This window comes from Caballeronia sp. LZ003, assembly GCF_031451465.1.
GTDB lineage: Bacteria > Pseudomonadota > Gammaproteobacteria > Burkholderiales > Burkholderiaceae > Caballeronia.
Genome location: NZ_JARUXJ010000001.1, coordinates 2,404,174 through 2,420,176 on the forward strand (window position 1 = coordinate 2,404,174; position 16,003 = coordinate 2,420,176).

Consider the following 16,003-nt stretch of genomic DNA (forward strand, 5'->3'; position numbering starts at 1 on the left):
CTCGCTTGAGTTCAAGAATCTTCGGAATGGGTCGTGTCCGCGAAGGACAGATGCTTTTGATTCTAGCAGGCTGCCGGTTATCGATTCAGCGCTTATGCGGCTGTTTTTCAGGCGTTTTTGGTGCATTCAACGCGAAAGGCTGCGTCGTGGCCGATGCCTCGGCGATATCGCAAGTCCGCATTGCAGGCGCGCCGGTTGATTTTATGATGTGGATCGACCCGACGGCGCTTCGGAACGCGAGCAACGTCGAACGAAAACCAAGGAGGAGGCACAGCATGACCCGAACTCGAATCGCCGTGGCCGGAGCCGGATATATCGGACAGGCGCATATCGGCGTCCTGGAGAACAGCGCGACGTGCATGCTGTCGGCCATTGTCGATCCGTCGCCGGCTGCGCGCGCCATCGCGGAACGGGCGGACGTGCCGATCTACGCGACGCTCGACGAGCTCTTCGCACAGGACAAACCGGACGGCGTGGTGCTCGCAACGCCGAATCAGCTACATGTGCCGCAAGCATTGCAATGCCTCGGCGCGCGCGTACCGATGCTGCTCGAAAAGCCGATTGCGCCGACCGTCGCCGAAGCCGAAGCGCTCGTGCGCTCAGCGGATGAAGCGGGCGTGCCGATTCTCATCGGCCATCATCGCGCGCATAGTCCGATCATGGCGAAGACCCGTGAGGTAATCGAATCCGGCGTGCTGGGGCGCCTTGTCGCCGTGACCGGCAGCGCGATGTTTCTGAAGCCCGATCATTACTTCACGGATGCGCCCTGGCGTCGCGAGCCTGGCGGCGGCCCGATCCTGCTCAACATGATCCACGAGGTTCACAACCTGCGCATGCTTTGCGGCGAGATCGTCGCGGTGCAGGCGTTTCTATCGCATGCGGCGCGCGGCTTTGCCGTCGAGGATACGGTCGCGATCAATCTGCGCTTCGAAAGCGGCGCGCTCGGCACGTTCCTGCTTTCGGATTCGGCGGCAAGCGCGCGCAGTTGGGAGCAGACCTCCGAAGAGAACAAGGCTTACGCGAGTTACGCCGACGAGGATTGCTATCTCGTCGCGGGAACCAACGGCAGCCTCGCCATTCCGACCATGCGTCTGAAAACCTATCCGCGCGATGAAGACCGTTCGTGGTGGAAGCCGTTCGAAGCGGGTGTCGTCGGCATGGTGCGGGACGACCCCATCAAGCATCAGATGGAGCACTTCGGCGCGGTTGCGCGCGGCGAGGCGGCGCCGCTGGTATCGGCCCGCGACGGGCTCAGGAACCTGCGCGTGACGGAAGCTATCGTGGCCGCGGCGAAGTCGGGCGCGGTGATCGAGTTGCCACGGGATTGAAGGTTTCGAAGGCGTCGTGTGCATTCATCGCGCATACGACGCCCTTTCTGCATGCAACGAACGTCACGACGCGTCCGGAATATTCTCCAGATCATCGAGCCAGACCGTAGCTTCCGAATCGCTCGGCGCGCGCCAGTCTCCACGCGGCGAGAGCGAACCGCCCGTTCCCACCTTCGGCGCATTCGGAATACACGACCGCTTGAACTGACTCAGCTTGAAGAAGCGATACAGGAAGATGCGCAGGTTCTTCTTGATCTGCGTGAGGTCGTATTCGTGATGAACGAGGTCGACATCGGCAGGCCACGCGCCCGCGTCCTTGTCGCCCCACGCCGTCGATGAAAGAAATGCCACCTTCGACGGCCGGAAACCGAAGCGAAGAATGTAGTAAAGGTTGAAGTCCTGAAGCTCGTACGGCCCGATCACGCTCTCGGTTTTCTGTTCGAGCGCGCCCTTCACCTTGCCCGGAATGAGTTCGGGGCTGATCTCGGTGCCGAGAATATCGTTGAGCACATCGGCGCCGTCGTTGCCGATCTGCGCCGTCTCGGCCACCCATCGCACGAGATGCGTGATGAGCGTCTTCGGCACGCTGGCGTTCACGCTGTAGTGCGACATGTGATCGCCGACGCCGTAGGTGCACCAGCCGAGCGCCAGTTCGCTCAGGTCGCCCGTGCCGATCACAATGCTATTGCTGTAGTTCGCGAGCCTGAACAGATGGTTCGTGCGCTCGCCCGCCTGTACGTTCTCGAAGGTGATGTCGTACTGTTCTTCGCCCGTCGAATACGGATGACCGAGGTCCTTCAGCATCTGGATGCAGCTCGGCCGGATATCCACTTCGGATGCCGAACAACCAACCACGTCCATTAGCCGGCGCGCCTGGGTGAGCGTGCGCTCGCTAGTCGCAAAACCGGGCATGGTCACGCCGAGAATGTTGGTGCGCGGCAGGCCGAGCCGGTCCATGGCCTTGGCGCAGACGAGCAAGGCATGAGTCGAATCGAGGCCGCCGGAGACGCCGATCACGACCTTCGAAATATTGCTCGAAGCGAGCCGTTGCACCAGCGCCTGAACCTGAATGTTGTAGACCTCCATGCAGCGCTCGTCGCGTCTGCTCGCGTCGATCGGCACGTAAGGGAAGCGCGGCACCGCACGTTGCAGAGGCAACACGGACGCTACGGGCACGGCCACTTCACATCGCACGATACGGAACTTGCGCGCCTCTTCCTGATGTCTGCGCGCCGACTGAGCGAAGGTCGTCTGATGCATGCGTTCGCGCGACAGCCGCTCGACATCGACATCGCCGAAAATGACGTGCGATGCGTCGCTGAAGCGCTCCGACTCGGCGAGCTGCTCGCCGTTCTCGTAGATGAGCGCCTGCCCGTCCCACGCGAGATCCGTGGTGGATTCGCCCTTGCCCGCCGACGACTAGAGATACGCCGCGATGCATCGCGCCGATTGCTGCCCGACCAGTTGATGCCGGTACGACGATTTCCCGACGACGATATTCGATGCCGACAGATTGATGAGCACCGTCGCACCCGCGAGCGCGGCGAACGACGATGGCGGAATGGGCACCCAGACGTCCTCGCAGATTTCCACGTGGAAGCGGAAATACGGAATCGACGGAATATCGAACAGCAGCGCTGAACCGAAGGGAACCTCCGCGCCGAGCAGATGGATCTCGTCGACCAACGCGCAGTCGGCGGCACTGAACTGGCGCGCTTCGTAAAACTCCGCGTAATTCGGCAGGAAGCTCTTGGGAACCACGCCCTGCACGCGCCCGGACGACACCACGGCCGCGCAGTTGTACAACGCGTGATCGACGCGCAACGGCAAGCCAACCACCATGACGATATCGAGCGAGCGGGATTCTTCGACCAGCGCGGCCAGCGCGCGCTCGCACGCGACGAGCAACGCGTCCTGATGGAACAGGTCTTCGCACGAATAAGCGGACAACCCCAGCTCGGGAAACGCGACCAGCACGGCGCCGTTTTGCGCGGCCTGCCGGGCGAGCGCGATGGTCTCTCCGGCATTGAACGATGGATCGGCCACCTTGCATTCCGGCACCGCGACGGCAACCCGCGCGAAACCATGGCTGTAGAGGTTCAGGAATTCGGTTTTCATTGTTTGCGTATCCTTTGGATACTCGTCATCATGCCGCACGCTTCAATCCGTCGCCATCTTCCTGAATGGCGTATGCGCTTCGAGTTCCTCGATATGCTGCGTCATCGCGGCGGTTTCTTCATCGAGAAACTCGCCGATCGCATGAGCAAAGCGCTGGTCGGCGATCCAGTGCGCGGACCATGTCGGCGTGGGCAACATGCCGCGCGACATCTTGTGCACGCCCTGCGCGCCGCCTTCGAAGCGCGCCAGCCCGTGCTCGATGCAATACGCGATGCCCTGCATGTAGCAGGTTTCGAAATGCAGCCCCGAAACGAACTCGCGCGTGCCCCAGTAGCGGCCATACATGGTGTCGCCGCCGATCATGTTGAGCGCGCAGGCGAGCCGCTCGCCGTCCGCTTCGGCGATGACGAGCAGCATGTTGTCGGGCGCATCGGCGTGAATTTGACCAAAGAACTCGCGCGTCAGATACGGCGCGTTCCAGTGCTCCTTGTACGTGTTCTCGTAGCAGCCATAGAAGAAGTCGAGCGCGCTTTTGTCGATCTGACGGCCGCGCAGCCACTTGTAAGTCACGCCCGCTTCGGTCACGCGGCGGCGATCCTGCTTCACCTTCTTGCGCTTGTCGTGGCTCATGGTGGCGAGAAACGCGTCGAAGTTCTCGTAGCCCGCGCCCGGCAGATTCTCCCAATGAAACTGCACGCCTTCTCTCAACATGTAGCCTGCGTCCTTCAGCGCCTCGATGTCTTGTGCGTGCGGAAACAGCACGTGCAGCGACGAGATGTCGAGTTGCCGCGTAAGCTCGATCGCACCGCGCGCGAGCAGCACGCGATCCGCGTGTTCGGCCGCGATGAGACGCGGACCCGTCACCGGCGAGAACGGCACGGCCGAGAGCGCCTTGGGGTAATAGCGCACGCCGTGGCGTTCGAAGGCATCGGCCCAGGCGTGGTCGAAGACATATTCGCCGCGCGAGTGCGACTTGAGATAAAGCGGCATGGCGCCGGCGAAGACGCCGTTGCGCTTCAGAATGAGGTGATGCGCCCGCCAGCCGGTGCGCTTGACCGCGCAATGCGTGTCCTGCAACGCCGACAGGAAGCCGTGACTGACGAAGGGATTCGCGCCCGCGAGGCGGTTCCACTCCTCGGGCGAAATGTCCTCTAGCGTGTCGACTACCTGGATTTCGACTTCGCGATTCAACGGAAGACCTCGAATGATGAGTTTTGCCCTTGCGGGCATGAAGGGCTATTCTCGCGCAAGTTTTAATTCGTCGTTTAGTCGGGCGTGGCCGCTCTCGAAGGTTGCGCCGATTCGGCGATAATCCCGGCCATGCCCTGGTTCCTCTATCTCATCGAATGCGCCGATGGCAGCCTGTACACGGGCATCGCCACGGATGTGGAAGCGCGCTTCGTCGCGCATGCCGCCGGCAGGGGCGCGCGTTATACACGCGCGCGCAAGCCGCTGCGCGTCGTGGCGTCGTTCGAACTGCAGGGAAGATCGGAGGCGTTGCGCGCCGAATATTGGGTGAAGCAGCTCACCGCGCGGCAAAAGCGCGCGTTGATCGCGGGCGAGCGCACGCTCGATTCCGTGCTGCCGCCGCCCGCTGTCGCCGTCGTGGATGACAACCTGGACGAAGCCCACGACGCGCCCGCAAATTGAAACGGCCGCGCATCGAGCGCGGCCGTGCGGACCACTCGCATCGCGTCTACGCAACGCGACGCGCGAAAGCCAGGCTTACTTCTTGAAGTTAGCCGCGCCTTCCGAGATTTCCTTGTGCGCGGCTTCGATGCCGTCCCAGCCCTCGACCTTCACCCACTTGCCCTTCTCCAGCGCCTTGTATTGTTCGAAGAAATGCTTGATCTGGTCTTTGAGGTACTCGGGCACGTCGTCGATCGACTTGAGATTTGCCGTCATCGGGCAGATCTTGTCGTGTGCAACGGCGATCAGCTTCGCGTCGACGCCGGATTCGTCGGTCATCTTCAGCATGCCGAGCGCGCGCGAGCGAACCACCGAGCCTGCGAGCAGCGGGAAGGGCGTGATGACCAGCACGTCGACCGGGTCGCCGTCGCCCGACAGCGTCTGCGGGATGAAGCCGTAATTGGCCGGATAGCGCATGCCGGTGCCGATGAAACGGTCGACGACGAGCAGGCCCATGTCCTTGTCCGCTTCGTATTTCACCGGATCGCTCTGCGCGGGAATCTCGATGATGACGTTGAAGTCCTGCGGAAGATCCTTGCCGGAAGGTACGTTGTTGAAGCTCATGAGCGCTCTCTGATGAAGTTGAGTTCGGAAATCTGTCAGCGCCGCGCGCGCGAGGCATTCTCTTCGGCGCGGTGGCCGCGTTTCTGCGCATTCGCGCGGTCGCGCGAGGCGGCGTGGATGCAGCGAAGTGCAACCCGGGCATTATAGCCAAACGCGCCTGCGCGCCCTTTCGCTTGCCTTGGCGGGAGGATCGCCGGACGTTGCACGCCACACGTTCATCCGTGTTTTCCCCGATCCGAAACCCTCGCCTCGGCTTGCCGCCTGGCAGCTAGAATCCTTACGCGTCTGTAATCATCGAACGAACCCGAACGCGCAAGAGAAAGAGGAGACGACATGGCCCGCACCGCCGATTCAGTGCAAAGCCCCGCCACGGGCACGCCTTCCGCATTCGAGGAGGCAACCTACAAGAAGGTCGCATGGCGGCTCTCGCCGCTTCTGCTCATTTGTTATGTGGTCGCGTATCTGGACCGCGTGAACGTCGGCTTCGCCAAGCTGCAGATGGCCGCCGATTTGAAACTCTCCGATGCCGTCTATGGCTTCGGCGCGGGCATTTTCTTTTTCGGCTATTTCATCTTCGAGATACCGAGCAACGTGATTCTTCATCGCGTCGGCGCGCGCGTGTGGATCGCGCGGATCATGATCTCGTGGGGCGTCATTTCCGCGCTCACCATGTTCATCACCACGCCGACCATGTTCTACGTCATGCGCTTTCTGCTGGGCGTGGCCGAAGCGGGCTTCTTTCCCGGCATCATTCTTTATTTGACGTACTGGTTTCCGGCGCAACGGCGCGGGCGCATGACGACGCTGTTCATGACGGCGATCGCGTTGTCGGGGTTGATCGGCGGGCCGGTGTCGGGCTGGATCATGAAGCGTTTCGATGGCACGAACGACTGGCATGGCTGGCAGTGGCTGCTATTGCTGGAAGGCATTCCGTCGATCGTCGTCGGACTCGTCGTGTTCTTCAAACTCGACGACCGCATCTCGAAAGCGAAGTGGCTCACGGCCGACGAGCGAGCGTTGCTCGAACGCAATATCGCCGCCGATAACGTCGAGAAAGAGGACATGCCCATCGGCAAGATTCTGTCGAGCCCGAAAGTCTGGCTGATGAGCCTGATCTACTTTTCCTTCGTGATGGGTCTTTATGGCGTGAGCTTCTGGCTGCCGACGATCATCAAGGCCACCGGCGTCTCCGATGCGCTCACGGTCGGCCTCCTCTCCGCGATTCCCTACGGCGCGGCGGTGATCGGCATGCTGCTGGTCGCGCGCAGCGCGGACAAGCGCGGCGAGCGGCGCTGGCATATCGCCATTCCGGCGTTCATCGGCGCATTGGGGCTGGTGCTCTCGGTCGTGTGGTCGGCGAACACGCCGCTTGCCATGCTCGGACTCACGCTTGCGACCATGGGCATTCTCACGACCTTGCCGTTGTTCTGGAGTCTGCCGACTGCGTTCCTCGCGGGCACGGGCGCGGCCGCCGGCATCGCGATGATCAATTCGCTCGGCAATCTCGCGGGCTTTCTGAGCCCGTATCTCGTGGGATGGCTCAAGCAAGCCACGGCATCGAACGCAAGCGGCATGTATATGCTGGCCGGTTGTCTGATCGTGGGCGCGCTGCTCGTGCTGAGCGTGCCTGCGCGAATGGTCAATCGGTGAATCGAAGGAGAGCCGCCGTGGAAACGAGGCGGCCCTCCTAATGGCGCAGGCGGTACGTCGCCGCGATGATGCATCGCACTCCCGCGCTTTATAAGCTCCTATGTAGGAGTCTTGCCGGGCGTGTCGAGGAACTCGATCGACTCGATAATCTTCAACGCCTCCGGTATTACTCCGGTCTTGCTAAAGCGGGGTACCGCCACGACGGGTGCGCTGCCGCACAGGGCCACGGCTGCGCGAAGCAAACAGAACCCTAATGAGACACTTCGATTTTGCGGATCACCGACGATCATGCGCTGAAGCACTACTAAACCGGAACTCCCAACAGCCTTTACCGAAAGCCACTGCACAGCCGGAACCAACACCTTCTTGTCGCGTGCAGACACCCCCGATAAATCCCTGAACCAACGTCCTTTCTGTGCGTCATATCGAGCCAAGGTGTAGTCGCGAATTGAGCCCGCATCGGACGAACTTAGACAAACGAAGGTAATTGCAAGACTCCCGATGCCGGTTTTTTTGTACGGCAAGTCGTCTACCGCATAGCTGTTGCCGGATATCCATCCTCCGTAAGGATCTTTGAATCCAATGGAACAATGATGGTTACCGCTGCTAACAAGTAATTCCTTTCGCTCGTTTGGTTCAGACTTTGCGGATGAAGCGCTGTGCAGCCCGAGAGCAATAAAACAGATGGCCAAGCCTTTTGCGATTAACTGGCAAGCTTTAGAGCCACATAGCAGACATAATTTTTTATTCATCTTTGGCCTCTTCGCAGAATATCGTAATCTGGCGCGTCTGCCGCCTGACCCGGCGCGATCGGGAATTTCACTTCGGATAAGACTGCGAGAGCCACGTTGTAAGCCATACAGCGCGCCTCGAATCCGTTAAGCCGTATCGAATAGAGACTATCGATTGCCCCTGGCAAGTTCACCGATGCCGATGCTTTCCAAAAACTAGCGCTGCGGTAGTAACTACGCGCACGTCGATTTGCGGTAAGCCCTACTCGCTCCAGTACATGCGGCTCATCGGCATACCTGGCCATCCGCAGCTTCACCCAGTAAAAGCCTGCGCTCAACGCGGCATCCGACTGATCCGGAAGCGAGACGTTTGCCCGCCACTTATGCATGTCAGGTGTAAGAGCAGTCTCAGTGGCTTGCCAAACATCGTTGCTCCGTGAACGATCTGCCGCTTGCTGCGCAGTGAGAAGTTGTACACGTACAGCTGACGGGATTTGTGATGCTCGCCCGTGAAAATCCCAATAGTCGAGGTAGTTGCTTGCCCATGTCAGCTGTAGGAAGCCGCGCCCAAACCAAGGGTAATATCTTTGAGTTGTAGGAGAGCCCTCTTCCAGCAGTTGCAACCATTGAGATTCTTGAATAGCGTTGCCAAAAAAACTTGCCATACGTAACGGCGTGTTGATGCCGTAGATGCACATCATGCGATTTAAAACGACTCGCTGGTTCTTGAAGATATTTCCGCTAGTGAAAGTGCCTGGGACTAGCTCCCACAATGTTTGCCCGCCGTGCTTACGGACCGTAAAAGATGGTACTAGCTGCTTGAACTCTTTTTCACTCAACCACGCACACTTCCTAAAGTGTCGAATAAGCGCCGTCGGATGAAAAAACCAAAGCTTATTCGCCTCGCCTAGCGGCGTCTGCTTCATAAACTGAAACTGCTTGACGAAGCTGAGGAAGTTTTCGTAGCCACGCGGATCGGTCTCCTTGCGCTTACCAAAGAATCCATTCGGTTCATTCAGCGCACGGAAGCGTTCCTCATTGTTGCTCGTATCCCATTCGCTTTTAGCGTGACAAATAAAGCCCTTGAGCTTGACTCGCACTTCCGCCTCGCCACGCACATAAGCCGCCAGTCGCTGGTCATGGTCGAACTCCGTTGGCGTTTGGTCATGTAACGCTAGGCGTGTATCGGTCACACCCGCAATTGTGCAAAGCTCGTCATAGCCACAAAACCCCTCTCGATTGAACGGCGTATTGCCCTCCTCGATCTTCTGCCAGCCCATGAAGAAAGGGAAGTCTGCATCCGACAGCTTTTGAATGCTGGCCAAATTCACGTCGATATAGCCCGTCGTACCTTGAGCAAACGGTACCTCGACCCAAGTAGCTCGATTGCCGGCGGGCAAGGTCGGTGTATCCGTGCTCAGGATGCGGCCGAAACGGAGCAACTCATAGCCTTCGCTTGGGCACGCTTCGTATAGCGTGGTTGCGCGCTCGTAAAGGTCATATTCATACTCCGCGAATTCATCCTGCACAGGTTCCGGAGTCAGCGAAACAAGCTTTCGATCGCCCTTGTCAATCCACGCAGGCATGAAACGCTCGCCCCGGCTAAAGTACGTCTCGACGTAAAGCGTGCTGTTGGCATCCAAAGCGCCTGCGTTCAGTGCGGGGAAAAGCAGCTTGGGTGTGCGACCTTTCGTCTTCAGGTTTCCTTGGCCCGGCGGCGTGCTCATGAACGTGGAGCCCTTTGGAATAACAAAGTATGTGTGCCCCCAATAGTCCTTCGACGCTGGCGTGTTTGGCTGTGCATCACCCAACGCAACCTTATGCCCCACCTGATCGAACCACGCGGTGAAATCCGCCTCGGTCATGAAGATCTCAAAGTGCAGATGCTTCTCACCCTGACTTTGGCCGACAAAACCCAGGCGATCCTTCCGATAAACCTTCTTTCCACCGCCCGCTTGCACGCCTTCTGTCTCCCTGAGCAGCCAAGCGGCGAGCGCACCGGGGGAACTCTCAGGCATCGGATTATTTGGCTGCGACGCAAGCGCATTGGTGCTGATGACGTCAAGCAAGTGCATGTAAAGCGAATAGAAGGTGATGGTGCGGCCTTCGCCTGTTTCGGTCACGTGTTTGAGCAGCACGAAGCCGATGTTGCTGTTGAGCGCAAGGCTGCCGTCGGAATTTGTTTGGCCATCCGAGACGGCCTTCAAAGCGACGCGATAAGCAACGACTTCTCCATCTGCGATCGCCCGTACCGGTTCGAGTTGACCATCGCCCGCGAAAGGCACCAGATGCATGCCGCAATGCCAGCGTCGATCGAATGCGATTGGGAAAACACCACTATGCGATAACTCGAAGTCATCGACCTTATCCATCATTGGATCGGTCTTCCATTTTTCTATGGGCGTGGTCAGGCCTTCGGCGGGAAGTAAAGGGGGGCTAATGATCATTGGTGGACTCGGCAAGGCTACCTGCTGATTACGGTAGTGCCGGATTGTTGCGGAAAACCGGAACGAAACGCAGGGCAGAATCGCTTTTCCGCGGACATTCAGATAATCCTCAAACTGCTTAGGACAGAGTCGCTCCTTGTATAAAGCACCCGCGCACCACGACGACGCACACCTTGCCACCATGCACCAAAAGCAACCGCGCTAGACGCCTCCGCCACGCTGTAATTCCTTCCCGAAAACTCCGCAAACCCATAGCCATCGGTCAAAAGCCCCCGATTGGCATAGCACTTGCAGAACCCCCTTGCTGGTCGCGGGCGTCGACGCTCACACCACGTCAAGCAAATACACATCGGCAAGGGGAACACACAAATGAAACGACGCAGTCTGCTGAAGTTCGGCTCCATGTCGGGCGCGCTCGCCCTCGCGGGTCAGCTTCCGATCACCAAGGCGCAAGCCGCCGATACGGGTCCGATCAAAGTCGGCATCCTGCATTCGCTGTCGGGCACCATGGCCATCTCCGAGACGTCGCTCAAAGACACGGCGCTCATGACCATTGCCGATATCAACAAGAGCGGCGGTGTGAACGGCCGCCAGCTCGAACCGGTGGTCGTGGACCCGGCGTCCAACTGGCCGCTCTTCGCCGAAAAAGCCCGTCAGCTTCTGACGCAGGACAAGGTCGCCGTCGTGTTCGGCTGCTGGACGTCCGTGTCGCGCAAGTCGGTGCTGCCGGTCTTCGAGGAACTCAACGGCCTGCTCTTCTACCCCGTGCAGTACGAAGGCGAAGAGATGTCGCGCAACGTGTTCTACACGGGCGCGGCGCCGAACCAGCAAGCGATTCCCGCCGTCGAATATCTGATGGGCGCGGAAGGCGGCAGTGCCAAGCGCTTCTTCCTGCTCGGCACGGACTATGTGTATCCGCGCACGACCAACAAGATCCTGCGCGCCTTCCTTCATTCGAAAGGAGTCAAGGATGAGGACATTCAAGAGGTCTACACACCGTTCGGACATAGCGACTATCAAACCATCGTCGCGAACATCAAGACCTTTTCCCAAGGGGGAAAGACAACTGTCGTCTCTACGATCAACGGCGACTCGAACGTACCGTTCTACAAGGAACTCGGCAATCAAGGCCTGAAGGCGACGGACGTGCCCGTGGTCGCGTTCTCGGTCGGTGAAGAAGAACTGCGCGGTATCGATACGAAGCCGCTCGTCGGCCACCTCGCCGCATGGAACTACTTCATGTCGGTGAAGAACCCGAACAACACGAAGTTCGAGAAGGAGTTCTTCGCGTACGCCAAGGCGCAGAATCTGCCGGGCGGCGACAAGCGCGTGACCAACGATCCGATGGAAGCGACCTTCGTCGGCATCCACATGTGGAAGCAGGCGGTCGAGAAAGCGAAGAGCGCCGATGTGGACAAGGTTCGCGTCGCGATGATCGGTCAGAGCTTCGCCGCGCCCTCGGGCTTCACCTTGACGATGGATGGCAACCACCATCTGCACAAGCCCGTGATGATCGGCGAAATTCGCGGCGACGGTCAGTTCAACGTCGTGTGGAAGACGAAGACCGCCATCCGCGCGCAGCCGTGGAGCCCGTATATCGCCGGCAATCAGGGCAAGCCGGACGTGGTCAGCTCGATTCCCTCGTTCCTGCGCCGCGCGCGCACGCGCACGGCCTGACGTATCGAGTCGAGGAAAGGGCCGCGCGTGTCATCGCGCGCGGCCAGTCACCATCAGAAAGGCCACCATGACCGGTTCGTTCGCCCGCCTCTTCCCGCGTATGCTGCTTGCGCTTTTCATCGCGCTCGCGCCGTTCTCCGCGCATGCGCTCACCAGCGACGATCTCGCGCCGCTCGCCGCCGACGACTTCGAGGCGAAGTCCGCGGCCATCGACAAGCTGATCGCCAACGCGGATGCGCCTTCGGTCGCCGTGCTCTCCGCGCTCGCGGACGGCTCGCTCGTCGCGACCGACAATGGCCACGTTTATCTGCAGACCGACGACGGCAACAAGGACCCGCTTACCGGCAAGGTCGTCGAAGCGCCCGACGCGCAGGCGATCACGCTCAACAACATCCTGCGCACGAAAGTGAACGGCGCATTGTCGGGCTTGCAGCTCGCTTCGCCGGATATCGCCAAGCGTCGCGATGCAGTGGCCGCGCTCCTGAAGAATCCCGATCCGTCGATGAAGCCGCTGATCGACCGCGCGCGCGCCGGCGAAACCGATCCCGAGCTCAAGAAGCGTCTCGACACGCTCTGGGCGATGACCGCCCTGCACGACGCCGACGTCGTCAAGCGACTGGACGCGGTCAAGCTCGTCGCCGCGCGGCACGATCTCGACATGTACGAATTGCTGCGTCCGCTCGTCGCGAAGAAAGCGGACGGCACCTTCAACGAACCCGACGACCGCGTGCGGGCCGCGGCGCAAGCGGGCATCGAAGACCTCGATTCGATTCAGCATCGCGGCGAAATCTTCGGCACGCTGTTCGCGGGCCTTTCGCTCGGCAGCGTGCTGTTGCTCGCGGCGCTCGGTCTTGCCATCACGTACGGTCTGATCGGCGTCATCAACATGGCGCACGGCGAGTTTTTGATGATCGGCGCCTACGCGACTTATGTCGTGCAGAACCTCGTGCAGCATTACGCGCCTGCCGCGTTCAACTGGTATCCGCTCTTTGCCGTACCCGCGTCGTTTGCCGCGGCGGCGCTCGTCGGCATCGTGCTGGAGCGCCTCGTATTGAAGCATCTCTATGGACGTCCGCTCGAAACGCTGCTGACGACCTTCGGTATCAGCCTCATCCTCATTCAGGCGACGCGCACGCTCTTCGGTGCGCAGAACGTGCAGGTGACCAATCCTTCGTGGATGAGCGGCGGGATTGCCGTCATGCCGAATCTGATCCTGCCGTATAACCGGCTCACCATTCTCGCCTTCTCGCTCGCCGTCGTGGCGATTGCATGGGGTGTGCTCACGCGCACGCGGCTTGGGCTTTTCGTGCGCGCGGTCACGCAGAACCGCCGCATGGCAGCGTGCGTCGGCGTGAAGACTTCGCGTGTCGATTCGTATGCATTCGCGTTCGGCGCGGGCATCGCGGGACTCGGCGGCTGCGCGCTTTCGCAGATCGGCAACGTCGGACCGGATCTCGGGCAGAGCTACATCATCGATTCCTTCATGGCCGTGGTGCTCGGCGGCGTCGGTCAACTTGCAGGCACGGTGATCGGCGGCTTCGGACTCGGTCTCGTCAACAAGGCGATCGAGCCGTTCTGGGGCGCGGTGCTCGCGAAGATCGCGGTGCTCGTGCTGATCGTGCTGTTCATTCAGAAGCGTCCTCAAGGCATGTTCGCCCTGAAGGGCCGCAGCGCGGAGGCCTGATCCCATGACTGCCTCGACCAATCTCTCGGCCAATCTCGACGTCGCGCCGCAACCCGACGAGAACGCCGCCCGCGCGGGCTTCGCGCTCGGCCTGCCGCCGCGCGCCGCGCTCTTGCCGCGCAACGGCTGGATCGCGCTGATCGCGCTCATCATCGCGATGGGCATCGTCGTGCCGGTCTCCGCGCTCGTGCTGCCGGAAACGAGCACGTTCCATCTGTCCGCGTATGCGATGACGCTCATCGGCAAGCTGATGTGCTATGCCATCGGCGCGCTCGCGCTCGATCTCGTGTGGGGCTACTGCGGCATTCTGAGCCTGGGTCACGCGCTGTTCTTCGCGCTCGGCGGCTACGCAATGGGCATGTACCTGATGCGCTCGATCGGTCGCGAAGGCACGTATCAGAGCGACCTGCCCGACTTCATGGTGTTTCTCGACTGGCACAAGCTGCCGTGGTTTTGGGAAGGCACGGAGCATCTCTGGTATGCGCTACTGCTCGTCGTGCTCGTGCCGGGCGTGCTCGCGTGGGTGTTCGGCTTCTTCACGTTCCGTTCGCGCGTGAAGGGCGTGTATCTGTCGATCATCACGCAAGCCATGACCTTCGCCGCGATGCTGCTTTTCTACCGCAATGAAACGGGCTTCGGCGGCAATAACGGCTTCACCGATTTCAAGCGCATCGCGGGCTTTCCGATCACGCATCCGGGCACACGCACCGGCCTCTTTCTCATCACGTTCGCGGTGCTGGTGCTCGCGTTTCTCGCGGCGCGCTGGATCGTCACCTCGAAGCTCGGACGTGTGGTGACCGGCGTGCGCGACGGCGAGACGCGGCTCATGTTCCTGGGCTACAGCCCGCTCGCATACAAGCTCTTCATCTGGACCGTGTCGGCGGTGCTGTGCGGCATTGCCGGCGCGCTCTATGTGCCGCAAGTCGGCATCATCAATCCGAGCGAGATGTCGCCCGCCAATTCCATTGAAATGGCGATCTGGGTTGCGGTAGGCGGACGCGGAACGCTCATCGGCCCGATCATCGGCGCGTTCGCCGTGAATGGCGCGAAGAGCTTCTTCACCGCTTATTTCGCGGAATACTGGCTGTTCTTCCTCGGCCTCATCTTCACGCTCGTGCCGCTGCTTCTGCCGAACGGCATCATGGGACTCATCGACATGGCGCGCCGCAAGAAGGCTCACGCAGGAGACGCCGCAGAATGACCGCACATAACGCACTGATCGTCGATCTGCCGCCGTTGCCGCAATCGGAGGAATCGAACGAACGCAACATGAACGGCATCACCGGGCTCGGCCATGTGCTCGCGCCTGGCGAGATCGACGTATCGCACGGCACCATTCTCTACCTCGAAGACGTGACCAAGAGCTTCGACGGTTTTCGAGCGCTCAACAAACTGACCTTGTCGATCGACGTGGGCGAACTGCGCTGCGTCATCGGCCCGAACGGCGCGGGCAAGACCACGATGATGGATGTCGTCACCGGCAAGACGCGTCCCGATACGGGCAAGGTCTTTCTCGGACAGACTCTCGACCTCACGCGCATGTCGGAGCCGGTGATCGCGCGTACTGGAATCGGCCGGAAGTTTCAAAAGCCCACGGTGTTCGAGAATCATCCCGTGTGGGAGAACCTCGAACTCGCGATGAAAACGGACAAGCGCTGGTTCGCGTCGCTGCGTTCGCGGCTCGACCGCGCGGCGCAGGCACGTATAGAAGAGACGCTGGAGCTGATTCGCCTTCATCATCAGGCCACGCGGCTCGCGGGCGAGTTGTCGCACGGGCAAAAGCAGCGGCTCGAGATCGGCATGTTGCTGATGCAGCAGCCTGCCCTCTTGCTGCTCGACGAACCCGCTGCCGGCATGACCGATCACGAGACCATGGAACTTGCCGAGCTGCTCAACAAACTGCGCGGCTCCTGTTCGATGATGGTCGTCGAACACGACATGGAGTTCGTCGCCGCGCTCGCGGGCGCCGATGGCAAGGTCACGGTCATGGCCGAAGGCAGCGTGCTCGCCGAGGGCACGCTGGAAGACGTTCAGCGCGATGAAGCGGTGATCGAGTCCTACCTCGGACGCTGATCTCACCGCCCGCACAGATCACCAGAGCGAAGCTAAGACACC

At 60.5% G+C, this 16,003-nt stretch carries 11 protein-coding genes and 1 pseudogene; 7 read left to right on the forward strand and 5 right to left on the reverse strand.

All coding sequences use genetic code 11. From position 1 onward, the window contains the following. Nucleotides 1-275: 275 nt before the first annotated feature. Entirely contained in the window at nucleotides 276-1,328 is a 1,053-nt protein-coding gene (locus tag QCE79_RS10835; RefSeq protein ID WP_309844072.1) for a Gfo/Idh/MocA family oxidoreductase, read from the forward strand. Between the two features lie 63 nt (nucleotides 1,329-1,391). On the opposite strand, the pseudogene QCE79_RS10840 reads toward QCE79_RS10835, so the two are convergent. Together QCE79_RS10840 and QCE79_RS10845 are read right to left on the reverse strand one after the other, a co-directional pair. Then, nucleotides 1,392-3,446, reverse strand: a pseudogene (locus QCE79_RS10840) (NAD(+) synthase). Nucleotides 3,447-3,488: 42 nt separating this feature from the next. After that, the gene (locus QCE79_RS10845) at nucleotides 3,489-4,637 is read right to left on the reverse strand and encodes a GNAT family N-acetyltransferase (RefSeq protein WP_250526131.1); all 1,149 of its coding nucleotides are present in this window, start codon (nucleotides 4,635-4,637) and stop codon (nucleotides 3,489-3,491) included. A gap of 129 nt (nucleotides 4,638-4,766) precedes the next feature. Between QCE79_RS10845 and QCE79_RS10850 the strand changes: the two genes are divergently transcribed. Next, on the forward strand, nucleotides 4,767-5,096 hold the full coding sequence (locus tag QCE79_RS10850) for a GIY-YIG nuclease family protein (RefSeq protein ID WP_250526132.1): 330 nt from the start codon (nucleotides 4,767-4,769) through the stop codon (nucleotides 5,094-5,096). A gap of 75 nt (nucleotides 5,097-5,171) precedes the next feature. Here QCE79_RS10850 and ppa read toward each other — a convergent pair whose 3' ends face one another. After that, nucleotides 5,172-5,699, reverse strand: coding sequence for an inorganic diphosphatase (gene ppa / locus QCE79_RS10855; RefSeq protein ID WP_244825962.1), 528 nt, complete (start codon nucleotides 5,697-5,699; stop codon nucleotides 5,172-5,174). Nucleotides 5,700-6,032: 333 nt separating this feature from the next. Between ppa and QCE79_RS10860 the strand changes: the two genes are divergently transcribed. Next, nucleotides 6,033-7,349, forward strand: a complete 1,317-nt coding sequence (locus QCE79_RS10860; protein WP_309844075.1) for an MFS transporter — start codon at nucleotides 6,033-6,035, stop codon at nucleotides 7,347-7,349. Between the two features lie 98 nt (nucleotides 7,350-7,447). On the opposite strand, the gene QCE79_RS10865 is transcribed toward QCE79_RS10860, so the two are convergent. Together QCE79_RS10865 and QCE79_RS10870 are read right to left on the reverse strand one after the other, a co-directional pair. Beyond that, a complete protein-coding gene (locus QCE79_RS10865; protein WP_250526135.1) occupies nucleotides 7,448-8,101 on the reverse strand; it encodes a hypothetical protein in 654 nt (217 codons plus the stop codon). Beyond that, nucleotides 8,098-10,527: a hypothetical protein gene (locus QCE79_RS10870; RefSeq protein ID WP_309844076.1), complete on the reverse strand. Its 2,430-nt coding sequence runs from the start codon at nucleotides 10,525-10,527 to the stop codon at nucleotides 8,098-8,100. Before QCE79_RS10870 ends, QCE79_RS10865 begins: the two co-directional genes overlap by 4 nt. Before the next feature lie 369 nt (nucleotides 10,528-10,896). On the opposite strand from QCE79_RS10870, the gene urtA reads away from it, so the two are divergent. The 4 genes from urtA (at nucleotide 10,897) to urtD (ending at nucleotide 15,961) form a co-directional block, all read left to right on the forward strand. Next, nucleotides 10,897-12,204 carry an urea ABC transporter substrate-binding protein gene (gene urtA, locus QCE79_RS10875; RefSeq protein ID WP_244825971.1) on the forward strand — a complete coding sequence of 436 codons (1,308 nt, stop codon included), beginning with the start codon at nucleotides 10,897-10,899 and terminating at the stop codon, nucleotides 12,202-12,204. 67 nt (nucleotides 12,205-12,271) lie between these two features. Then, entirely contained in the window at nucleotides 12,272-13,888 is a 1,617-nt protein-coding gene (gene urtB / locus QCE79_RS10880) for an urea ABC transporter permease subunit UrtB (RefSeq protein WP_250465349.1), read from the forward strand. 4 nt (nucleotides 13,889-13,892) lie between these two features. Continuing rightward, nucleotides 13,893-15,089 (forward strand): urea ABC transporter permease subunit UrtC, encoded by a 1,197-nt coding sequence (urtC, locus tag QCE79_RS10885; protein ID WP_250465351.1) that lies wholly within the window; start codon nucleotides 13,893-13,895, stop codon nucleotides 15,087-15,089. A 68-nt stretch (nucleotides 15,090-15,157) separates the two neighbouring features. Beyond that, nucleotides 15,158-15,961 (forward strand): urea ABC transporter ATP-binding protein UrtD, encoded by an 804-nt coding sequence (gene urtD / locus QCE79_RS10890; protein ID WP_244828098.1) that lies wholly within the window; start codon nucleotides 15,158-15,160, stop codon nucleotides 15,959-15,961. Nucleotides 15,962-16,003: the final 42 nt, after the last annotated feature.